The sequence below is a fragment of the Pseudarthrobacter sp. BIM B-2242 genome, assembly GCF_014764445.1.
Lineage (GTDB): Bacteria > Actinomycetota > Actinomycetes > Actinomycetales > Micrococcaceae > Arthrobacter > Arthrobacter luteus_A.
In genome coordinates, this window is sequence record NZ_CP061721.1 from 437,512 (window position 1) to 457,425 (window position 19,914).

Below are 19,914 nucleotides of genomic sequence, written 5' to 3' on the forward strand. Positions count from 1 at the left end.
GACCATTGTGGTGACCATTGCCGCAACAGGTGAAATGTGCTTCACTATTTTTCACGGAGGGGAGTATCCCCTGATTGTTCCGTCGTCAGTCCGGCCGTCCCTGTACGGCCCGGCGGGACAGGGCACCTGTTTGGGCGGCCGGGAAAGACCTCCAGTTGGTTTACTGACTGGAAGTGGGTTTGCCTGATGAATGTTCCCCTTTGGGCCTGGTTGGCTGTCCTCGGCATCATTGTCCTGATGCTTGCCGTGGACTTGTTCGCGCACCGCAGGGCACACGTCATCGGCGTCCGGGAAGCGGCGGTGTGGTCCGCGGTCTGGGTAGCCTTCGGGACTGGTTTTGGTGCCCTGGTGTGGCAGCTCTACGGGGCGGAGTTTGGTCAACAGTATTTCGCCGGGTACCTGATCGAGAAGTCCCTCGCGGTGGACAACGTGTTCGTCTGGGCCATCATTTTCACGTACTTCGCGGTTCCCAGGGAGTACCAGCACCGGGTGCTGTTCTTCGGTGTGCTGGGGGCGCTCATCTTTCGCGGCGGGTTCATCGCGGCAGGGTCAGCGATCATCGCCAGCGCTGGATGGGTGCTCTACCTGTTCGCGGCATTCCTGCTGATCACCGGCTACCGCATGATCCGGCACCGTAACGAGCATCTGGACCCGGAGAAGTCCAAGACCTTGGCCTTCTTCCGGAACACGGTGCCCATGACCAACGACTTCCATGGCCAGAGGTTCCTTATCCGCAAGAAGGGGGTCGTGCTTGCCACCCCGTTGCTGGCGGTCCTGGTGGTGGTTGAGGTCACGGACATCATTTTCGCCGTGGACTCCATCCCGGCGATCTTCGCCGTCACTGATGAAGTCTTCCTGGTCTTTACGGCCAACGCCTTCGCCATCCTCGGGCTCCGCGCCATGTACTTCCTGCTCGCAGACCTGATCCACCGGTTCATCTACCTCAAGATCGGGCTCGCACTCGTCCTTATCTGGGTCGGCGTCAAAATGCTCCTTAAGATCGATATCTACTACATCCCCACACCCCTTTCGCTCGCCGTCATTGCCACCATCCTGGGTGTATCGATCGCGATGAGCCTGTGGGCCACCCGCGGGCAGGGGCGACGGAAACTCCCCACTCCAGCAAAGCCGCCCTTCGGAATCGCCGCGGCCCAGGACCTGGAGGCGCTGGAACCGCTGTTGCGGAACCGTCGTTACGCAGCACCCACGAGGAAGGAGCAGCTTTCGGCGGGTCGACAGGAGGGCTCGGACACCAGTTTGCGCCCAACCAGCGAAGGACACGAATGAGTGGGGATGCGCTCGGTTCCCCCATGAATCACGACGAAACATTGCGTGCGTCCGGGCCCGGAGGCCGGCAGCGCGGCTGGACCTTTCTGACGAACCATGGGCACGTCCTGCTCGCAGTCGCTACCGACCCCGGCATCCGGATCGCGGAGATCGCTGATCGTGTTGGTATCACGCCGCGGGCGGCCCTTCAGATACTCAAAGACCTTGAAAGCGCAGGCTATCTGCACCGTACCCGGGTGGGGCGCCGGACCCACTACGCGATTGAACCCCACCAGCACTTCCGCCACCCGGCCACCTCAGCACAAGAAATTGACGGGCTGATCCGCCTGTTTACGCAACCTGCTCCAACAGACCAGGAGAAGCCCGAGGAAGTTTCCTAAAAGCAAGTCATCCAACATCCGCCGACACCGGTGTGTCGCTGACCTGAGCTGCTTCCGGCGGGCAGGCGCCGTTTAGTAGCGGGCAGCGTAGGGGTGGAGCTGCATTCCGGCCATCCGGCTCAGCTGCGTGACGCCGATACCCTCATCCGGGTTCAGGGCCTGCACCACTTGTCCGTTGCCCAGGTAAATGGCGACGTGATAGAAACCGGGGGCCGAACCCCACACCAGCAGGTCGCCGCGCCGGGCCTGGGAGATGGGCACATGCAGCGGAGCGGCGGCGTACTGCTGGGCAGCGGTCCGGGGCAGGTACTTGCCGGCCGCGGCAAAGGCAGTCTGAACCAGGCCCGAGCAGTCAAAGCCGCTGGGCCCTGTGCCGCCGTATTGGTAGAAGTACGGCGATCCCGCTTTGGATAAGGCGACGGAAATAGCTGTTTCGTAGTTTCCGCCCGGCGCTGGTGCAGGTACCGGAGCGGGAGCCGGGGCTGGCGCAGGCGCGGGTGCCGGAGCCGGGGCCGGGGCTGGCGCGGGCGCGGGCGCCGGAGCCGGGGCAGGCACGGGTGCCGGAGCAGGAGCGGGCGCAGGCACGGGTGCCGGAGCAGGAGCGGGCGCAGGAGCCTGTGGTGCAGGCGCGGCCGGTGACGCGGGGGCGGCAGCAGACTGGCCGGATGCGGTCCGTTCGGCGGCCGCGGTGATTGACGCGAGCCTGGCCTCTTCGCGCTGCCGGTCGAGTTCATCCACCCGCGCCGTTTCCATCACAACGGTGGTGTTCCTCAGCTGCGCCAGCTGGTCCACCAGGACGGTCCGTTGTGCTTTCGCGTCGGCAACGGCCTGGATCTGGGCTGCATTGGCCTCTTCAGCCTGGGCCTTGCGGGCTTCGGCTGTTCTGGCGGCGTTGTCGGCAGCGCGGTTGGCGTCCTGGGCCGAGGCGGTCAGCGACTGCGCTGCGGCGGCTGCTGTCTCCGCGGATTCGAAGGCCCGGCTGCGGCTGGCCGAAAGGGCCTGCAGCGTGGCGGCCTGCTGCAGCGCTTCCCCGTTGCCGCTGACGAACGTGGTCAGCGTCGGGTTAAGGCCGCCGTTGCGGTACAGGTCGCCGGCAAGCTGGCCTACCTGCTTCCGGGTCCTGTCCTGCGCCTTCGTCGCCGCCTCGGCCCTGGCTCTGGCCACGTCGGCCGCGCCCCGACGGTCCTGTAGTTCCACCAGGGCCTCGCTGTAGGCGTTGTTTGCCTGCAGGGACAAGGCAAAAGTAGCTTGCTGGGCGGCTGCAGCGTCCGCCAGGAGCCGTTCGATGGCGGTGACCTGATCCGCCGTCGCGCTTTCAGTGGACTGTGCCGCCGCAATGTCTTCCGCGGACGGGACCTCCGGTGCAGCAGGACGCTGGACGGTCAGAGGTGCAGGCGTGGGCGATGCCTGGGCAGGAAAAGCGAGGGTTCCGGACAATACAACGGCGGTACACAGCACGGCGGCCTTCAGGCCGGATCCGGACAAACCCATTCGCAGAACCTCGCAGGACAGTCAGGCTGGGGAGCGAGGTCTGGTGGCGGCACGAAAGGCCCCTCTGCTGATCGCCCAGCAGTCCGAGGCTACGTGACACCCTGCGCATTAGCAACACTGGTCACATCAATAACATAAACAACACGAGCTGGATTCCGTCATATCGGTACCGGCGTGTCGCAGAGTTGCTGGCGGTCCGCCTGTCCGCACTACCGCCGGTCCTCAGGCGTGCTGGGCTGATTCGTGTTCGGAATGGCTGGCCGGCTCGAGCTGGAACGTGCAGTGCTCGGTGTCGAAATGGGAGCCCAGGCAGGCCGTGAGCTTGTCCAGCAACTGGTCGGCGCCCCGGGCGTTCAGGACACCGTCCTCCACCACCACGTGGGCAGAAAACACGGGCACCCCCGAGGTGATGGTCCAGATGTGGATGTCGTGGACGTCAACCACGCCGTCGACGCTGAGGATGTGCTCACGGATCATCTGCACTTCCACGCCCTTGGGGGTTGCCTCCAGCAGGACGTCCACCACGTCGCGCAGCAGGTTCCATGCCCGCGGCAGGATCATCAGCGCAATCAGGACCGACGCGATGGTATCGGCGGCCTGGTAGCCGGTGAACATGATGACCAGGGCCGCGGCGATCACGGCGAACGATCCCAGCAGGTCGCCGAGCACTTCAAGGTAGGCGCCGCGGACGTTGAGGCTGTCGTGGTGTGCGCCGTGCAGGATCAGCAACGACACCAGGTTGGCAACGGCGCCCAGGATTGCGGCGAAGAGCATGATGTCGGTCTGGACTTCCGGGGTGGAGCCGATCCGCCGGATGGCCTCCGTGAAGATGACCACCGAAATGACAATCAGGATCAGCGCGTTGGCCAGGGCGGCCAGTACTTCAGCCCGCTGGTAGCCGTAGGTCCGCTGGTCGCTCGCGGGCCTGCCCGCGATCCAGGCGGCCAGGAGCGCGATTGTGACACCTGCCGCATCGGAGAGCATGTGGCCGGCATCCGCCAGCAGGGCCAGCGAGCCTGAGAGTGCCGCACCCACCACCTGGACCAGGACCACGGCCAGTGTGATGGCAAGGACGGCGATGAGGCGCTTGCGGTGGCGGCCCGTGGCGGTGATGCCGTGGGTGTGGCTGTGGTCGTGTCCCATGGCTACAAGGCTAGTCCCAGCCGAGTTCGTGCAGCCTGTCGTCATCGATGCCGAAGTGGTGCGCGATTTCGTGCACCACCGTCACGGCGACCTCCTGGATCACCTCGTCGCGCGAGGCGCAGATGTCCAGGATGGGCTGGCGGAAGATGGTGATCCGGTCCGGCAGCGAACCGGCGTCCCACCAGGAGTCCCGTTCCGTCAGCGGGACGCCTTCGTAGAGGCCAAGCAGGACAGTATCGGGGTCCTCGCCCGGGCCGGGCGTGTAGTCGTCGTCGACAAACACCGCCACGTTGTTCATGGCCGCCGCAAGCTTCGGGGGAATCAGGCCCAGCGCATCGGTGACAGCAGCTTCAAAGTCGTCTGCGGTCATCTCGAAGGGAAGCGGTTCATGCGGACCCTCCGGAACGATGGGCAGGCCGGGCGGCAGATTGGCGGGCATAAGTAGACTCTAGTCCGCGGCCGGGTTGGCATGCATACTGAAAACCCGTCCCTGACCCCCATTGAGGAACCGGATGTCCCTCCAACACCGCCTGTTTGCCGCCGCTTACGACACTCTGCTGAAGTCGGCGGAGCGCAGGGAACTCGCTCCGCGACGGGCGCAGCTGCTCGCGGGGCTGCGGGGAACTGTGGTGGACGTCGGCTCAGGAACCGGAGCCAATCTTTCACACTTCCGCCACGCTGAGCGTGTTGTCCTCGTGGAACCGGACCGGTTCATGAGGGCCAGATTGAGGACGCGGCTGGGGGAGTCATCCGTTCCGGTCACGGTTTCCGACGCCGATGCGGAGCACCTGCCGCTGGCCGACGCCGAAGCGGATGCCGTCGTGTTTACCCTGGTGCTGTGCTCGGTGCCGGATCAGAGGCTTGCCCTGCTGGAGGCGCGCCGGGTACTCAAGCCGGGCGGAACCCTGGCCGTGCTGGAGCATGTCCGCCGTCCGGGCCGTGCGGGCCGCTGGCAGGACAGGCTGGACGGTCTGTGGGGCCGTTGCGTGGCGCCGGGCTGCCACCTCAACCGGAACACCGTGGAAGCCATCGCCGAGGCCGGGTTCGACTTTACGGAAATCAGCAGGTTCGAGGCCCCGGCCCTTGCCCTGGCCACGCCGATCATCGCGGGTACGGCGGTCCTGCGGCCTGCGGATCGCTAAGCCGGGCGATCCGGTCCGCAGCCGGACACTACTGTCCACCCGCGTTGGCAGCTGGACGTTCCCGCCTCTGGCGCGACCGGCGGCGGGTCAGGCCCACCCCCACCAGGCAGACCACGCCGCCCACCAGGCCCCACACGGAGGGAGCTTCACTGAGGAGCAGCCAGGAGATCAGGATGGTGGTGCCGGGGACCAGGTAGGTGGTGGCGGCCAGTTTTCCGGCGTCGATCAGAGACAGCGCATACGCCCACGTGGTGAACGCGATTGCCGTGGGAAAGACGCCGAGATATGCCAGCCCCAGCGTCGCGGACAGCGGCGCGGCCTGGAGCTCGGACACCAGTTGGCCGCTGAAGGGCAGGCAGCAGACGGTGCCCACCATGATGCCGAACCAGGTGGCCTGGGCGGCCGGGATCTTCCGCAGCACCGGTTTCTGGATGATCACGCTGACTGCGGCGAGTACGGCGGCAAGGAGGCAGAGCAGCACACCCGCAATATCCGCCGTCGAACGTTCACCCGACGCCGGGCCGGAGCCCAGCGCGATCAGCGCCACCCCGCCAAAGGCAACCATGCTCCCGATGATCAGCCACCGCGGGAAACCTTCCCTCAGGAAGACGCCCGCCATGATGGCGACGAGGATGGGGTTGACGTTGATCAGCAGCGCGGCCGTGCCGGCGTCCAGGAGGTGCTCCGCAGCATTCAGCGCCACGTTATACCCGCCGAACCACATCACGCCGTACCCGAGGATGGGCCACCATTCACGGCCGCGGGGCAGTGCCTTGCTCCTGCGCAGTTGCGGCAGTACCAGCGCACCGAGCACGACGGCGGCAACGGCCAACCTGCCCAGCGTCAGGGACCCGGGGGAGAAGTTTGGCCCAATCGCCCGGATGCCCACAAACGCCGACGCCCACAGCACCACCGTGACCAGCACGGCGGCGATGCCGAGGGCGCTGACGCCGTCCGGTGGGGCGGGACGCGCAGCTGACTGTGCCGGGTTGGTGGAGGACGTTGAGGCCATGGTGCCAATCTAGCCCTGGCGCGGTGCCAACGGCTGGCGGAAACCGGTCACGTCTCATCAACATCCTGCCAACGCCCGGGCCGCATCGCGGCCTGTGAAGCCGCGGCCTCGGTTAGGATGCGTTTTATGGTCTCAGGTTCAACGTCATCCCGAAGGTCCACCCCCGGCCCCGCCAAAAGGATCCGCCTGGTCATCTGGATCCTGCTCGGTGTCATCGTGGTGGCCGGCGGCGCCTGGTACGCGATGCTGACACTCAACAAACCCGCGCCGGCGCCGGCACCGCATGCCGGTTCGGAACAGCTGGTCCGGGCCGATAGCCACCGGCTCACCTCACCCGCGGTTGAAAAGGCACAGCTCGTGGAGTTCCTAGACTTTGAATGCGAAGCCTGCCGCTCCATCCAGCCCTTTGTGGACGAGCTGAAACAGGAGTATGGCGACAGGATCACGTTCGTTAGCCGCTACTTCCCGTTGCCCTCGCACCCGAACTCCGGCCCGGCCGCGCTCGCCGTGGAGGCTGCCGCGCAGCAGGGACAATTTGAGGCAATGGCAGCCAGGCTGTTTGAAACCCAGGACCAGTGGCACGGCAAGCCCGAATCGCAGGGGCCGCTGTTCCGGACCTTCGCGGAGGAACTTGGGCTGGATCTTGCCGCGTTCGACGCCGCGGTGGGTGACGGGAAAACGAAGGAGCGTATCCGTAGCGACATCTCTGACGGCACGGCATTGGGCGTGACCAGCACCCCGACGTTCTTCCTGAACGGCGAAAAACTTACCCTGACCACCAAGCAGGACTTCCGGCAAAAGCTTGCCAACGCCGTGAAATAGCTCCCTGCGTCAGGCCTTCCCGGCCGCCCACTGCAGAAGCCTGTCCAGGGGCCAGGTCGTCACGATGCGCTCGGCCGGCACGTCATTCAGGGCGGCGCGGGCGGCGCCGTACTGGAGGAAGTCCAGCTGCCCGGGGGCATGGGCGTCGCTGTCGATGGAGAACAGGCACCCGGCCTCCAACGCAAGCTGGATCAGGTCATCCGGCGGGTCCTGCCGCTCGGGCCGCGAGTTGATCTCCACCGCCACGTTGTTTTCGGCGCAGGCAGCGAACACCTTTCCGGCGTCGAACTCGGACTGGGGCCGGGTGCCCCGTCCCCCTTCGACGAGACGCCCGGTGCAGTGGCCCAGCACGTTGGTGTGCGGATCCCTGATGCCTCCGAGCATCCGTTGCGTCATGGTGGTCCGGTCCGCGCGCAGTTTGGAGTGCACGCTGGCCACCACAATGTCCAGCCGGTCGAGCATTTCCGGGGACTGGTCCAGTTCGCCGGATTCCAGGATGTCCACTTCGATGCCGGCCAGGAGACGGAAACCGTTTGTGTCGCCGGCGTCCTTACTGTCGGCATTAAGCTCCGCGACGACGTCCAACTGTTCGGTGAGGCGCTCCACGCTGAGCCCGTTGGCGATGGTCAGGTTCGGCGAATGGTCTGTCAGGGCCAGGTATTCGCGGCCCAGGATCCGTGCAGCCTCAGCCATGAGCGGGATGGGGGAGCCGCCGTCGGACCAGTCGCTGTGGCTGTGGAGGTCGCCGCGCAGGGCTGCATGGAGCTCTGCCCCGCCGTCTGCCAGCGGCTCCGACCCGCGCTGCCTCAGGTCCGCCAGGTAGTCGGGCACCTCGCCGTCCACTGCCTGCCGGACCACCTGGTATGTCCTGTCGCCGATGCCCTTCATGCTTTTGAGCCTGCCGTCCCGGGCCCGGGCCTCCACCTCGGCCGGAGCGAGGCCCGCGATCACGCCGGCTGCCTTCCGGAAGGCCTGGACCTTGAAGGTGGCAGCGCGCCCGCGCTCCAGCCAAAAGGCGATCTCATTGAGCGCAGCGACGGCATCCATCTGTCCATCTTCGCCTGTTACGGCCGTTCCGTTGAGGGCTTTGGCAGCCGATTTTGGATTATTCCCTCCGAGGCCCTATAGTTTTAGAGTCCAGTTCGGAGAAACACGAAACGACAAAGACTGAAGGCATCGGCCCGAAGCCTTTTCTTTTGTGCCGAACGGGTTCTGGCCCCCATCGTCTAGCGGCCTAGGACACCGCCCTTTCACGGCGGCGGCACGGGTTCGAATCCCGTTGGGGGTACGCAAGGAACTGGTCTGGCAGGCAGAAAATGTCTGGTAAGCTGGAAGCCTTGAAAAAACGCGGTAGGCATACTGCGAAGCAAGAAAAGCAAGGCCCTGTAGCGCAGTTGGTTAGCGCGCCGCCCTGTCACGGCGGAGGTCGCGGGTTCAAGTCCCGTCAGGGTCGCTCTGGTTGTCGGAAGCAATTTCGGCGGTCATGGTGACATGTCACCTAGGCTCTGTAGCTCAGTTGGTAGAGCGTTCGACTGAAAATCGAAAGGTCACCGGATCGACGCCGGTCGGAGCCACCACTGGGAAGCATCAGTTCTTCGGAACTGGTGCTTTCCTTCTTTAACCCGGAACTCTTTCCCGGAGCTCTCCCCGGACGCGCAATCGGGGTGGGGACGCGCCGTGGACTCCGGGACGCGCGACGACGGGTGTCTCCCTGCCGTTCCCGTGTCCCCAAGGTATTCCTGCACGTTGTCACGGCCAGGGGATAGTCTTGGGAACAACAGAAGGGGGAAGTGTCTGATGGAATACCAGAACCCACAACCCAGCGCGGGCCTCGAGCGCGAGCTCGCCACAAGCCAGGTGCCGGCCAGCCAGCTTGCCGCCGGCCAACTTGCCGCCAGCCAGGCGCCGGTGCCAGGGCATGGCCGTACGGTGATCGCCGAGACCGCTGTGGCAAAAGTCGCAGGTATCGCTGCCCGTGCTGTTCCCGGGGTCTATTCCCTCGGCTCCGTTCCGTCCCGGGCGCTGGGGGCCATCAGGGACGCCGTTGGCAGCTCAGACCATGCTGCCGGTGTCCGTGCCGAAGTGGGCGAGACCCAGGTGGCCGTGGATATCAGCCTTGTAGCCTCGTACGGCACACCGCTCCACTCCCTCGCTGACCAGGTCAGGGCCTCCGTGTACCGCGCCGTCGAGGAACTCGTGGGCCTGCAGGTCATCGAGGTAAATGTCGAAATAACTGATGTCTACGTGGCGCCACCGCCGAAGTCGGCTGCTCCTGCGGGCACCGAGAGGGAGGCACTGCTGTGAACCTGACCGTTGTGGGCATCGCCATAGGCGGGTTCGTGGCGTTTATGTCGTTCCAGTTCGGATTGTGGGGCTTCCTGATTGCGCTCCTTTTTATGGCCATCGGCGCCCTCCTGGGCCGCGCTGCAGAAGGGAAACTCGACCTGCGCGGCGTCCTGGACGCCATCATTGGCCGGCGCTCCTCGTCATGATTGCAGATGCGCCCTCCCGGCTGCCGCATGTGCTGAGCGGGCATAACCGCATCAGCACGCAGGCCCTGACCAGCCTTGCCAAGGCGGCGGCGGCCGAGGCCCTCGGAGTGGACGCCCAGGATGTCCGGGCGGACTGGGCGGACGACGACGGGCTGCTTGCTTTGGCTCTCGTCTCACCTATCCGGATACCGCCGCTGGCGGCGGTGCTCCGGGATCCGGGCAAGGTCGCCGCTTTCGGGGGGTCCATTTGGGACCGGACAGTGGAGGCCAAAAGCAGGATCCTGTCCACTGTCACTGTCCTCAGCGGGGCACGTCTCAGCAGGGTGGACATTCGGATCAGCGGCGTCAAGCCAAGCGAGGGAGGCAGGGTCCTATGAGTCACAAGCTAGCGGGCGAGGACCAGGCGGGCCCAACGGTGTCCGGGCCAGCGTCCGCTCGGAGGCAGCCGGACATGCGCCGTGTGCTGTACCGGGAGACGCATTCCTCGCGTGCTGCGGTGGCGGTTGTGGCCGCAGTCCTGGTGATGGGCCTGGCCGGCTACGGGCTCCTCGAAGCAGCCGTGCATGCCATTGGGCAGCCGGCGTGGCTGATCGAACCCCAACTGGCAGCGGAACGAATTGTTGCCCTGCCGGCCGGTGTGCCGCCCCTCTTGCTCGGGGCCGCTGGTGCCGTGATAGCCATGATCGGCCTGTTTTTCCTGCTCAACGCCGTGCTTCCGGGTAAGCGCGCGCGGCATGTGCTGAAGGGCAGCGGTTCCTCCACCGCAGCGATTGTGGCGGATGACGAGGTCATCGCGTCGGCCCTGGCACGCAGCGCACGGATTGCCGCCAACGTCACCCCGGAGCAGGTGATGGTGGTGGTGTCCCAGCGCCAGGTCCTTGTCAACGTCCGTCCCACCTCAGGCGTGCCGGTGGCTGAGAATGCGGTGCTGGCGGCTGTCCAGGACGAACTCCGGGAAATGTCACCGGATCCCGTCCCCGAAGTCCGTGTGAACATATCCACCGCAGGAGTGATTGGCGCATGACCAGCACACCGTCGCTCCTTAACCGCATCCTGATCGGACTCCTCGGACTCAAACTGCTCGCTGTGGGCGTCCTGTTACTCTTGCTCGCCTCGGTTCCCGCTGTCGGCGCGTGGTGGCATGCGTGGTCAGGCGCAACCTGGAGCCGGGTGAACCAGGCGTTCAACAGCACCCGTTTTCCCGGCCGCCCGGAAAGCTGGCTCTGGATTGTTATTGCCATCGTGCTGGCCATCCTGATCGGGCTGATGGTTGCCTGGATCGCCCAGCAGGGCAAAGGCCGCAGCAACGTGCTGGTGGCCGAATTCGATCCAGGTGCCGTGCCCGGAGATGTCCGGATCAGCGGCGGAGTCGCGGAACAGGCTTTGAAGCACGCCTTGGCAGAACGGCCGGATCTGGCAGGCGCCACCGTGGCCACATATGAGTTCAAGGGCAACCCGGCCCTTAAGATCAGGCTCCAGCCCCGCCAGGGAGTCGCGCCGCACCTCCTGGGGGCCGAAGTCGCTGCCCTCGTGGGTGCCCTCGACGCCGTGGTGGGGAAACAGACGCCGGTCCTGATCCACATCGGAGCCGGCGCGCGGACGCGGTTCAGCCGGGCCGAACGCGTCCGTTAACCCGGTCACCTCCGCCGCCCGGCTACCAACAGGATCCTTCCCGAAGGCGCTTTGCGGCGCCCGGGCCGCCTTCGCATGCCGTCGCTCCGCCGTTTTTATTGTTATGTCTCCTTTCGGACACGACGCGGTGTAAACGCTTGCATTTCTTCCGGGACCTTAATTAGTCTGTGATTCATACCACGCCTCACCGTTCCACAACGTGGATCGCACCCTTTTCTGTAACTCACCGAGGAGTCCTCAGCTGATGAAAAACCGCAAATACCTGCTACCGATAGCCGCTACGGGAGCCTTGGCGCTGGCCCTGACCGGGTGCAGCAGTTCGGGGGGTGGAGGTGGAGCGGAAACCAGCGACGTCGACTGCGCTCCGTACGAGAGCTATGGCAAGCACGAAGGGAAGACCGTCTCGGTCTACTCCACCATCGTGGACATCGAGGCCACAAACCTCGAAACGGCGTTTGCTCCTTTCGAGCAGTGCACCGGGGCCACCATCAAGTACGAGGGCAGCAAAGAGTTTGAGACCCAGATCGGCGTCCGTGCCAAAGCAGGCAACGCGCCGGACATCGCCATCTTCCCCCAGCCGGGACTGATGGCCGATCAGGCCAAGGCGGGCAACCTGAAGCCCGCACCGCAGGCCGTCTCGGACCTGGTAGATAAGAACTGGTCCGCGGACTGGAAGAAGTACGGCACCGTAGACGGTGTTTTCTACACGGCTCCCATGCTCGCGAACGTCAAAGGCTACGTCTGGTACGCCCCGAACACGTTCAAGGACAAGGGCTGGGAAGTTCCCAAGACCTGGGACGAAATGTTGACGCTGTCCGACAAAATCGCCGACGACGGCACCATGAAGCCCTGGTGTGCAGGCTTCGAATCCGGCGAGGCCACCGGCTGGCCGGGCACGGACTGGGTGGAAGATGTTGTCCTCCGCGTCCAGGGCCCCGAGGTCTATGACCAGTGGGTCAGCCACGAGATCCCCTTCAACGATCCCAAGATCGTGGATGCCATGAATAAGACCGGCGAGATCCTCCTGAACGACAAGTACGTCAACGGCGGTTTCGGCGACGTACGGTCAATCCTGAGCACCGGCTTCGCACAGGCGGGCCAGCCCGTCCTCGATGGGCAGTGCGCCATGCACCACCAGGCCAACTTCCAGGCCGCCAACTGGCCGGAAGGCACGGTTGTGGCTCCTGACGGTGACGTGTGGGCTTTCATGACGCCCCCCACGGACGCCAGCAAGGGCCAGGCCATCACCGGCGGCGGCGAGATGGTGGGCGCTTACAAGGACACCCCCGAGGCCCAGGCCTTCCAGGCCTACCTGGCCAGCGCAGAATTCGCCAACAACCGGGTCAAGCTCGGCGGCGTCATCAGTGCCAACAAGGGACTGGACCCCGCGAGTGCGCAGACGGAACTCGACAAGCAGTCCATCGCCCTCCTGCAGGATCCGGACACGGTCTTCCGCTTCGACGGCTCTGACCTGATGCCGGGCGCCGTAGGCTCCAACTCCTTCTGGAAGGGCATCGTTGCATGGATCAACGGCGCACCGGCCCAGCAGGTGGCCGACAGCGTCGAAAGCAGCTGGCCGAAGGGCTGACCTCCTTCACACCGCGCCCTTGGGACTTCCAGTCCCAAGGGCGCGGTGTCGATTCCGCACTATCTGATCCACGCACACCTCGGAGGTTGGGCAATGGAATTTCTTGGAGGAAAGTTTCTTCAAGTTGCAATAGCTCTAGCGGTTTTTGCCGCACTGATTGGGCTCATCATGCTGATTGTGGACAGGGCTCCCAAATCAGTCAAAGACAAAGTAACGATCGTTGGCTTCCTGGCGCCGGCGGCAATCCTGATGTTGGTAGGCCTCGTATACCCGGCCGTACAGACGTCGTTTTTGGCATTCACGAATGCTTCAGGCCAGCCAAACGGCGTGGATAACTTCGTCTGGATGTTCACCCAGCCCGAAGCGCTGGTTACCCTCCGCAATACGGTTATTTGGACAATCCTGGTGCCACTGCTGTCCACCGGTTTTGGCCTGGCCTACGCGGTCTTCATTGATAAGGCCCGCGGTGAGAAGGCCCTCAAAGCGCTGGTGTTTATGCCCATGGCCATCTCCTTCGTGGGTGCCGGCATCATCTGGAAGCTGGTCTACGACTACCGCGGTCCCGCCATCGAACAGACCGGCGTTATCAACGCAGTCCGCGTCGCCCTCGGCATGGACCCCAAACAGTTCCTTCTCGATGCTCCCGAGAACACCATCTTCCTCATCATTGTGATGGTGTGGATTCAAACCGGCTTCGCCATGGTGATCCTCTCCGCAGCCATCAAGGGCGTCCCCATGGAGCTGGTGGAGGCTGCCCGCCTCGACGGCGCCAACCCGTGGCAGCAGTTCCGGAACGTCACCATTCCCGGAATCCGCGGCGCACTGGTGGTGGTGCTGACCACCATCACCATCGCCACCCTGAAGGTCTTCGACATTGTCCGCACCATGACGGCGGGAAACTACGAAACCTCTGTTGTGGCAAATGAGATGTATACCCAGGCCTTCCGTGCCGGCGAACCGGGCAGGGGCGCAGCGCTCGCCCTGGTTCTCTTCCTCCTCGTCCTGCCCATCGTGGTCTACAACGCCCGCGTACTCCGTCAGCAAAGGGAAATCCGATGACCGTCATGCCAGCGCCGGATGAGGCCGCCAACACGTCCCGGACACAGACGCGCCCCAGCAAGGGCCGTCCCGTTTCGCCGGAGGATTCGGCGCCGATCATGCGGCGCGTCAAAACCAAGCTGACATCACGATGGGCCACCGCGGCCGCCGTGATCATCGCAACAATCTGGACGGTGCCCACATTCGGGCTCCTGGTGTCCTCCTTCCGCCCGGCGGCCAAACAAGTGGGACCGCGCTCGGACGGCTGGTGGAACTTCTTCACCGACTGGGACTTTACGTTCAAGAACTACATTGACGTCACGGCCGCTGCCGGATCGCAGTCCGCCAACCTTTCCCAGTACTTCGCCAACTCCGTGGCGATCGTCATCCCGGTAACCGTCTTTGTGCTGGTGCTTGCCTCCATGGCGGCTTACATCTTTGCCTGGGGAAATTTCAAGGGCAGGGAGGCGGCGTTCATCTTCGTCTTCGCCCTGCAGATCATCCCCCTGCAGATGGCGCTGATCCCGCTGCTGACGCTGTTCACGCAGGTGCTCCAGATCCCGCCGGGGTCCTACGCCCAACTCTGGATTGCCCACACCATGTTCGGGCTTCCCCTGGGCATCTTCCTCCTCCACAACTTCATCTCGGAAATCCCGGGTGAAGTGATTGAGGCGGCCAAGGTGGACGGTGCCGGCCACACCACCATTTTCTGGCGGATCATCCTGCCGCTGTCCGTGCCCGCCCTGGCCTCGCTCGCCATCTTCCAGTTCCTGTGGGTGTGGAATGACCTGCTGGTGGCGCTGGTGTTCTCCGGCGGCACGGCGGACGTTGCTCCGATCACCCAGCGGCTCGCCGAGATCTCCGGTACCCGTGGCAGCAGGGATTACCTGAACCCCGCAGCAGCCTTCGTTTCAATCATTGCGCCGCTGGTGGTCTTCTTTGCCCTCCAGCGCTACTTCGTCCGTGGTCTGCTCGCGGGCGGACTGAAGGGCTAAGAGCACCGTGGCCGGCGCAGGGAACTGTGCCGGCCACACTGGTCCGGTAACACTATGAACCAGAGGAACCCGCCAAATATCATGTCGTGGGGGTAAGCGCAGGGAACTGCATAGTCTGCACGAGCCCATGAGGGGAAAACTGTGGCACGCAGTACGGAAAGGTCGCAACGCGGCGGCCACAGCGGGGTCAGCATCGAGGATGTGGCAGCGGCCGCCGGAGTGTCCACAGCCACCGTGTCCCGGGCCGTGCGCGGGTTGCCCCGGGTCTCACCTGCCACGCGCGAAAAGATCCTGGAGGTGGCCAGTGCCCTGGGCTACGTGGCGTCCTCCTCAGCCTCCGGACTTGCCACCGGCCGCACCAGGACCATCGGTGTGCTGGCGCCGTTCGTGAGCCGCTGGTTCTTCTCCAAGGCCATCGAGGGCGCGGACCGCGAACTTCACGCCCGCCAGTACAACCTCTCCCTCTTCAACCTGGGCGGGCACGGCAGCAACCGGGAACGGCTCTTCAGCAAGACCATGGTCTATAAGCAGATAGATGCCCTGCTGGTCCTGTGTATGGCCCTGACCCACGACGAGTTGGAACACCTGCAGAAGATCGACATCCCGCTGATCGTGGTGGGCGGCCATGTCGAGGAATGCGCTTACATCGGGATCGACGACTACGCGGCCTCCTCTACGGCCGTCCGGCACCTGATCGACCTCGGCCACCGGGACATTGCGCTCCTGCATGGCGACGACGAAACGGACCTCAACTTTGACGTTCCCCGGGTCCGGATCCTGGCGTTCAAGGAGGTCATGGCCGCCGCACAATTACCCATCCGCCCCGAGTGGGATGAGTGGGGCGACTTCACGGTCCGCAGCGGCCAGGAAGCCTTCCGGCGGCTGTGGGCGCGGCCCGGACTCAAGCCCACCGCCATCTTCTGCGCCTCGGACGAAATGGCCATGGGCGTGATTTTCGAAGCCGCCCGGGCGGGGGTCCGCGTGCCCGGGGACCTCTCCGTGGTGGGGATCGACGATCACGATTTCGCCGGCCCGATGGGCCTGACCACCGTGGGCCAGCGGCCCGACGAACAAGCCGAACTCGCCACCAAGATGCTCCTTGACGAACTGAGCGGCATTCCCGGGGCGGTGCGCTCCGCCGTCGCGCCCCACCAGCTTATTGTCAGGAGCACGACGGCGCCGCCTCCTTCCTGAGGCAGCGCGCCGCCGGCGCAGGGGACAGAGAGTGCCGGGTTTGGGAACGCTGCGGTCAGGACGCGCGGGCGAGCTGCCGGATGGGAATCCAGCGGGAGGCCAGCCGGCGGTAGGCAGCCGCCGCACCCGTCATGTCGCCCTCGGCCAGGCATTCGATGCCGAGCCGGATGTCCATGGGCGACTCGTCCGGGTACACCTTGTCCGCGACCGCGCCATAGTCGAGTTCCACCATGGAATTGACGTGGAACATCTCCAGCCACTCCGTCAGCTGCGCCAGGTCATCCAGCATGTCAAGATCCGGGGCGGCGAGGGCCAGGTTTGCCACGGCGTAGCGTGCCCGTTCCATGGCATCGGTGATGGGGGCCCACACCCTGACGGTAAGGATCCGGCCGCCGGCCTCCACCACGTCCTTGTGATCGCCCTCGGCAAAAAGCGAGAACCAGCTAAACGGAATGCCCCACGTGGAGGCGCGGGTGTGGACCCGGATACTGCCGTCGCGGGCCTTGACCTGGTCGATCCGCTCCTGGTGTTTGTCGCGCTGCTCCTCGGGAATCAGCAGTTCAGCCAGGGGGCCGTGGATGCCTTCCATCAGCGCGTTGGCGGCGAGCCCGGCGCGCAGGACCAGCTGGCTGGGACAGTACAGCAGGACGCGATCGGCTGCCGCTTCGTCGCCGGTGCCGGCGGCAGCATCGGCGTCGGGCGCCCCTGTTTTCGGGCTCCGGCGGGGCGGTACGCCGGGCGCGGTGGTGACCCGGACCAGATCCGTCCGCCCGGTGGGGAAGGGGTCCCCGCCGGGGCGGGTGATCCGGCCCAGCGAGGCCAGCAGCTCAGCATTCTCGACGGCGGCCCGGGACGCCGTGCGTGCACCGGCTGCCCGAATGGCTTCCCGCTGCCCTTCGGGGAAGGCTTCCAGCGGCTCGTAGACCCGGAGCGTGGAGGAGAATGGCAGGCCGGCCTGGCCCCGGTAGAGGTTTCCCGTCATGACAGTCTCCCTTCCAGGGCCCCGGCAGCAGCCATCAGTCGGCCAGCTCCACCAAAACCGGTGCGTGGTCCGAAGCGCCCTTGCCCTTGCGCTCCTCGCGGTCAATGGACGCGCCGGTGACCCGGGCGGCCAGGGCGGGGGAGCCCAGGACAAAGTCGATCCGCATGCCCTCCTTCTTGGGGAAGCGCAGCTGCGTGTAGTCCCAGTAGGTGTAGACGCCGGGCCCGGGGGTGTACTCGCGGGCCAGGTCCTTGAATCCGGCCTCTTCAAACGCGTGGAACGCAGCGCGTTCGGGCGGGCTGACGTGGGTGAACCTGTTATTGACGAAAAGGTCGATGTCCCAGACGTCGTCGTCGAAGGGTGCGATGTTCCAGTCGCCCATGAGGGCCACCTGGGCGTTCGGATCGGCACTGACCAGGCTCTGGGCGTGGGTCTTTAGGGATTCAAGCCACTTGATTTTGTACGGCATGTGTTCGTCGTCGAGGGACCTGCCGTTAGGCACGTACAGGCTCCAGATCCGGACGCCCCCACACGTGGCAGCCATGGCGCGGGCCTCCTGCACGGGGTCCTTGCCTTCCTTGCCGAACGGGGGCTGGTCCAGGAACGTGCGCTCCACGTCTTCCAGGCCTACCCGCGAAGCGATAGCCACGCCGTTCCACTGGCTGACGCCGAAGTGGGCCACCTCGTAGCCCATGCGTTCAAACAGCTCCCACGGGAAATTCTCGTCCTTGCACTTGGTCTCCTGGATCGCCAGGACATCGCAGTCACTGCGTTGCAGCCAGGCCTCAACACGGTCGGCGCGGGCACGGAGGGAGTTCACATTCCAGGTAGCAATCTTCACAGTCCCTAACTTACCTTGGCGGCGCCGATGCGGGGAAAGCCCCGGGATGGCGCTTCGCTCACAGTCCGCCGGGGGAGCCTTCAGCCTTTCAGCCCGGGAAAATCAGCGTCGGAGTACTCGATTCCAAAGCCGCCCGCCGCCTCTCCCGCCGTCTTCCCGGCTGCCTTCCCCGCCGCTGCGTCGGTGCCTGAGCCGTGCCTGGCTTCCTCCCGCTGGCGCAGCTCCACGCGGCGGATCTTGCCCGAGATGGTCTTGGGCAGTGCCCCGAATTCGAGCCTGCGGATGCGCTTGAAGGGCGCCAGGTGTTCACGGCAGTACCGCAGGATGTCCTCGGCCAGCTCCGGCCCCGGCTCCAGCCCGGCCACCAGGACCACGTAGGCCTTGGGGAGGGAAAGTTTAAGCGCATCCGGCGACGGCACCACGGCAGCCTCGGCCACCGCGGGGTGCTTCAGGAGCACGCTTTCCAGTTCGAAGGGCGAGAGCCGGTAGTCCGATGATTTGAAGACGTCGTCATCCCGGCCCACGTAGGTGATGATTCCGTGCTTGTCCCGCCGGGCCATGTCGCCCGTGTGGTAAAAACCGTCCCGGAACGCCTCCGCGGTCTTCGCTGCGTCCCCGTAGTAGGACTTCATCAGCCCCACGGGCCGCTGGTCCAGGCGCAGGCACAGCTCGCCGTCGTCCGCTTCCTCCCCTGAGTTCGGATCCACCAGCACCACGTCGTAGCCCGGAAGGGGCTGCCCCATGGCGCCCACCGTGACCGGCTGGCCCGGTGTGTTGGCCACCTGGACCGTGCTCTCGGTCTGGCCGAAGCCGTCACGGATGGTCTGTCCCCAGGCACGCTTGACCTGGTCTATCACCTCGGCGTTCAGGGGCTCACCGGCGGAGACCACTTTGGTGGGCGGAGTCTTCAGCAGCTTCAGGTCCGCCTGGATCAGCATCCGCCAGACCGTGGGCGGGGCACAGAAACTGGTGACCGACTCGCGGTCCATCTGCTCCATCAGGGCGCGGGCGTCGAAGCGTTCATAGTTGTAGACAAAGACGCACGCCTCTGCGATCCAGGGGGCAAAGAAATTGGACCACGCGTGCTTGCCCCAGCCCGGCGAGGCCACGTTCAGGTGCACGTCGCCAGGTTCCAGCCCGATCCAGTACATCGTGGACAGGTGACCCACCGGGTAGGACGTGTGCGTGTGCTCCACCAGCTTGGCCTGGGACGTGGTTCCGGACGTGAAGTACAGGAGGAGCGTCTCGTCCGCCCGGGTGGGCGCGCCGGGTGTGAAGGTGTCCGGCGCCGTCGCCGAATCCGCGTACTGCAGGGCTGTGGCGGTGACGTCGGGTGCGGAGGCCGCAGGGGTGCTGGCAGCGCCGCGGCCGCCGACATCAATGAGGCGGTAGTTGCCGGGAACGCGGGCAAACTTGCCGAGGTTCGAATGCCCGACGGCGGCCCAGCCCGCCTCGCCGCGCTCCACCCGTTCAGCCAGGTCATCGGGGCCCATCAGGGTGGTGGTGGGGATCAGGACGATTCCGAGTTTGATGCCGGCGAGCATCAGTTCCCAGAGCTCCACCTGGTTGCCCAGCATCACGATCATGCGGTCGCCGCGGCGAACACCCTGGCTTTGCAGCCAGTTGGCGGCCTGGTTGGAGCGGGAGGCGAGGTCAGCGAAGGTCCTGCGGGTGGCCGAGCCGTCCTGTTCCACGATCACCAGGGCCGGGTTGTTGGCTTTGGCCGGGTCGGCGGCGATCTGGTCGAACCAGTCGAGGGCGAAGTTGAACTCCGAAAACCGGGGCCATGCGAACTCCCGCCGGGCCCGGTGGTAGTCGGAACGGAGGGCCAGCAGGTGGTCCCGTGCTTCGCGGAAATCATCGGTCACTGACAAC

General features: G+C 65.2%; 21 protein-coding genes and 3 tRNA genes. 16 read left to right on the forward strand and 8 right to left on the reverse strand.

From position 1 onward, the window contains the following. The first annotated feature begins 186 nt into the window (after nt 1-186). Entirely contained in the window at nt 187-1,287 is a 1,101-nt protein-coding gene (locus IDT60_RS02115; RefSeq protein WP_191080709.1) for a TerC family protein, read from the forward strand. Further along, nucleotides 1,284-1,667: a helix-turn-helix transcriptional regulator gene (locus tag IDT60_RS02120; RefSeq protein ID WP_370590714.1), complete on the forward strand. Its 384-nt coding sequence runs from the start codon at nt 1,284-1,286 to the stop codon at nt 1,665-1,667. The genes IDT60_RS02115 and IDT60_RS02120 overlap by 4 nt, the downstream gene beginning before the upstream one ends. A 72-nt stretch (nt 1,668-1,739) precedes the next feature. Here IDT60_RS02120 and IDT60_RS02125 read toward each other — a convergent pair whose 3' ends face one another. From IDT60_RS02125 to IDT60_RS02135, 3 genes are all read right to left on the reverse strand, one after another. Then, nucleotides 1,740-3,158, reverse strand: a complete 1,419-nt coding sequence (locus IDT60_RS02125) for a C40 family peptidase (protein WP_191080710.1) — start codon at nt 3,156-3,158, stop codon at nt 1,740-1,742. A gap of 222 nt (nt 3,159-3,380) precedes the next feature. Beyond that, nucleotides 3,381-4,301, reverse strand: a complete 921-nt coding sequence (locus tag IDT60_RS02130) for a cation diffusion facilitator family transporter (RefSeq protein WP_191080711.1) — start codon at nt 4,299-4,301, stop codon at nt 3,381-3,383. A gap of 10 nt (nt 4,302-4,311) precedes the next feature. Continuing rightward, the gene (locus IDT60_RS02135; protein ID WP_191080712.1) at nt 4,312-4,740 is read right to left on the reverse strand and encodes a metallopeptidase family protein; all 429 of its coding nucleotides are present in this window, start codon (nt 4,738-4,740) and stop codon (nt 4,312-4,314) included. A 73-nt stretch (nt 4,741-4,813) separates the two neighbouring features. On the opposite strand from IDT60_RS02135, the gene IDT60_RS02140 reads away from it, so the two are divergent. Continuing rightward, entirely contained in the window at nt 4,814-5,443 is a 630-nt protein-coding gene (locus tag IDT60_RS02140) for a class I SAM-dependent methyltransferase (RefSeq protein ID WP_191080713.1), read from the forward strand. 28 nt (nt 5,444-5,471) lie between these two features. Here the strand turns inward: IDT60_RS02140 and IDT60_RS02145 are convergent, their stop codons facing one another. Continuing rightward, on the reverse strand, nt 5,472-6,455 hold the full coding sequence (locus tag IDT60_RS02145) for a DMT family transporter (protein WP_191080714.1): 984 nt from the start codon (nt 6,453-6,455) through the stop codon (nt 5,472-5,474). A 126-nt stretch (nt 6,456-6,581) separates the two neighbouring features. On the opposite strand from IDT60_RS02145, the gene IDT60_RS02150 reads away from it, so the two are divergent. Then, the gene (locus IDT60_RS02150; protein WP_191080715.1) at nt 6,582-7,277 is read left to right on the forward strand and encodes a thioredoxin domain-containing protein; all 696 of its coding nucleotides are present in this window, start codon (nt 6,582-6,584) and stop codon (nt 7,275-7,277) included. Nucleotides 7,278-7,286: 9 nt separating this feature from the next. Here IDT60_RS02150 and IDT60_RS02155 read toward each other — a convergent pair whose 3' ends face one another. Further along, nucleotides 7,287-8,324, reverse strand: coding sequence for a PHP domain-containing protein (locus IDT60_RS02155; RefSeq protein ID WP_191080716.1), 1,038 nt, complete (start codon nt 8,322-8,324; stop codon nt 7,287-7,289). A 168-nt stretch (nt 8,325-8,492) separates the two neighbouring features. On the opposite strand from IDT60_RS02155, the gene IDT60_RS02160 reads away from it, so the two are divergent. From IDT60_RS02160 to IDT60_RS02215, 12 genes are all read left to right on the forward strand, one after another. Continuing rightward, a tRNA-Glu gene (locus IDT60_RS02160) sits at nt 8,493-8,565 on the forward strand. Nucleotides 8,566-8,656: 91 nt separating this feature from the next. Next, nucleotides 8,657-8,730, forward strand: a tRNA-Asp gene (locus IDT60_RS02165). Between the two features lie 48 nt (nt 8,731-8,778). After that, nucleotides 8,779-8,854, forward strand: a tRNA-Phe gene (locus IDT60_RS02170). 220 nt (nt 8,855-9,074) lie between these two features. Next, nucleotides 9,075-9,581, forward strand: coding sequence for an Asp23/Gls24 family envelope stress response protein (locus IDT60_RS02175; RefSeq protein ID WP_191080717.1), 507 nt, complete (start codon nt 9,075-9,077; stop codon nt 9,579-9,581). Then, nucleotides 9,578-9,769 (forward strand): hypothetical protein, encoded by a 192-nt coding sequence (locus IDT60_RS02180; RefSeq protein ID WP_164202658.1) that lies wholly within the window; start codon nt 9,578-9,580, stop codon nt 9,767-9,769. Before IDT60_RS02175 ends, IDT60_RS02180 begins: the two co-directional genes overlap by 4 nt. Continuing rightward, on the forward strand, nt 9,766-10,146 hold the full coding sequence (locus tag IDT60_RS02185; RefSeq protein ID WP_191080718.1) for a hypothetical protein: 381 nt from the start codon (nt 9,766-9,768) through the stop codon (nt 10,144-10,146). Before IDT60_RS02180 ends, IDT60_RS02185 begins: the two co-directional genes overlap by 4 nt. Beyond that, nucleotides 10,143-10,793: a DUF6286 domain-containing protein gene (locus tag IDT60_RS02190; RefSeq protein WP_191080719.1), complete on the forward strand. Its 651-nt coding sequence runs from the start codon at nt 10,143-10,145 to the stop codon at nt 10,791-10,793. The genes IDT60_RS02185 and IDT60_RS02190 overlap by 4 nt, the downstream gene beginning before the upstream one ends. Next, nucleotides 10,790-11,401 carry a hypothetical protein gene (locus tag IDT60_RS02195; protein ID WP_164202652.1) on the forward strand — a complete coding sequence of 204 codons (612 nt, stop codon included), beginning with the start codon at nt 10,790-10,792 and terminating at the stop codon, nt 11,399-11,401. Before IDT60_RS02190 ends, IDT60_RS02195 begins: the two co-directional genes overlap by 4 nt. A 244-nt stretch (nt 11,402-11,645) precedes the next feature. Further along, nucleotides 11,646-12,989, forward strand: a complete 1,344-nt coding sequence (locus IDT60_RS02200) for an ABC transporter substrate-binding protein (RefSeq protein ID WP_191080720.1) — start codon at nt 11,646-11,648, stop codon at nt 12,987-12,989. 93 nt (nt 12,990-13,082) lie between these two features. After that, a complete protein-coding gene (locus IDT60_RS02205; protein WP_164202648.1) occupies nt 13,083-14,048 on the forward strand; it encodes a carbohydrate ABC transporter permease in 966 nt (321 codons plus the stop codon). Then, nucleotides 14,045-15,022, forward strand: coding sequence for a carbohydrate ABC transporter permease (locus tag IDT60_RS02210; RefSeq protein WP_191080721.1), 978 nt, complete (start codon nt 14,045-14,047; stop codon nt 15,020-15,022). The genes IDT60_RS02205 and IDT60_RS02210 overlap by 4 nt, the downstream gene beginning before the upstream one ends. Before the next feature lie 141 nt (nt 15,023-15,163). Next, nucleotides 15,164-16,216: a LacI family DNA-binding transcriptional regulator gene (locus IDT60_RS02215; protein WP_191080722.1), complete on the forward strand. Its 1,053-nt coding sequence runs from the start codon at nt 15,164-15,166 to the stop codon at nt 16,214-16,216. 55 nt (nt 16,217-16,271) lie between these two features. Here the strand turns inward: IDT60_RS02215 and IDT60_RS02220 are convergent, their stop codons facing one another. The 3 genes from IDT60_RS02220 to IDT60_RS02230 all read right to left on the reverse strand — a co-directional run bounded on the left by IDT60_RS02220 (nt 16,272) and on the right by IDT60_RS02230 (nt 19,913). Then, nucleotides 16,272-17,198 carry a hypothetical protein gene (locus tag IDT60_RS02220; RefSeq protein ID WP_191080723.1) on the reverse strand — a complete coding sequence of 309 codons (927 nt, stop codon included), beginning with the start codon at nt 17,196-17,198 and terminating at the stop codon, nt 16,272-16,274. Nucleotides 17,199-17,232: 34 nt separating this feature from the next. After that, nucleotides 17,233-18,039 (reverse strand): exodeoxyribonuclease III, encoded by an 807-nt coding sequence (locus IDT60_RS02225; protein WP_164202640.1) that lies wholly within the window; start codon nt 18,037-18,039, stop codon nt 17,233-17,235. An 80-nt stretch (nt 18,040-18,119) separates the two neighbouring features. Further along, nucleotides 18,120-19,913 carry an AMP-binding protein gene (locus IDT60_RS02230; protein ID WP_191081788.1) on the reverse strand — a complete coding sequence of 598 codons (1,794 nt, stop codon included), beginning with the start codon at nt 19,911-19,913 and terminating at the stop codon, nt 18,120-18,122. Between the last annotated feature and the right edge of the window lies 1 nt (nt 19,914).

Bases quoted from the DNA above. Each gene is read 5' to 3' on its own strand.
- IDT60_RS02115 (WP_191080709.1), top strand. From the start codon at position 187: ATGAATGTTCCCCTTTGGGCCTGGTTGGCTGTCCTCGGCATCATTGTC.
- IDT60_RS02120 (WP_370590714.1), top strand. From the start codon at position 1,284: ATGAGTGGGGATGCGCTCGGTTCCCCCATGAATCACGACGAAACATTG.
- IDT60_RS02125 (WP_191080710.1), bottom strand. From the start codon at position 3,158: ATGGGTTTGTCCGGATCCGGCCTGAAGGCCGCCGTGCTGTGTACCGCC.
- IDT60_RS02130 (WP_191080711.1), bottom strand. From the start codon at position 4,301: ATGGGACACGACCACAGCCACACCCACGGCATCACCGCCACGGGCCGC.
- IDT60_RS02135 (WP_191080712.1), bottom strand. From the start codon at position 4,740: ATGCCCGCCAATCTGCCGCCCGGCCTGCCCATCGTTCCGGAGGGTCCG.
- IDT60_RS02140 (WP_191080713.1), top strand. From the start codon at position 4,814: ATGTCCCTCCAACACCGCCTGTTTGCCGCCGCTTACGACACTCTGCTG.
- IDT60_RS02145 (WP_191080714.1), bottom strand. From the start codon at position 6,455: ATGGCCTCAACGTCCTCCACCAACCCGGCACAGTCAGCTGCGCGTCCC.
- IDT60_RS02150 (WP_191080715.1), top strand. From the start codon at position 6,582: ATGGTCTCAGGTTCAACGTCATCCCGAAGGTCCACCCCCGGCCCCGCC.
- IDT60_RS02155 (WP_191080716.1), bottom strand. From the start codon at position 8,324: ATGGATGCCGTCGCTGCGCTCAATGAGATCGCCTTTTGGCTGGAGCGC.
- IDT60_RS02175 (WP_191080717.1), top strand. From the start codon at position 9,075: ATGGAATACCAGAACCCACAACCCAGCGCGGGCCTCGAGCGCGAGCTC.
- IDT60_RS02185 (WP_191080718.1), top strand. From the start codon at position 9,766: ATGATTGCAGATGCGCCCTCCCGGCTGCCGCATGTGCTGAGCGGGCAT.
- IDT60_RS02190 (WP_191080719.1), top strand. From the start codon at position 10,143: ATGAGTCACAAGCTAGCGGGCGAGGACCAGGCGGGCCCAACGGTGTCC.
- IDT60_RS02195 (WP_164202652.1), top strand. From the start codon at position 10,790: ATGACCAGCACACCGTCGCTCCTTAACCGCATCCTGATCGGACTCCTC.
- IDT60_RS02200 (WP_191080720.1), top strand. From the start codon at position 11,646: ATGAAAAACCGCAAATACCTGCTACCGATAGCCGCTACGGGAGCCTTG.
- IDT60_RS02205 (WP_164202648.1), top strand. From the start codon at position 13,083: ATGGAATTTCTTGGAGGAAAGTTTCTTCAAGTTGCAATAGCTCTAGCG.
- IDT60_RS02210 (WP_191080721.1), top strand. From the start codon at position 14,045: ATGACCGTCATGCCAGCGCCGGATGAGGCCGCCAACACGTCCCGGACA.
- IDT60_RS02220 (WP_191080723.1), bottom strand. From the start codon at position 17,198: ATGACGGGAAACCTCTACCGGGGCCAGGCCGGCCTGCCATTCTCCTCC.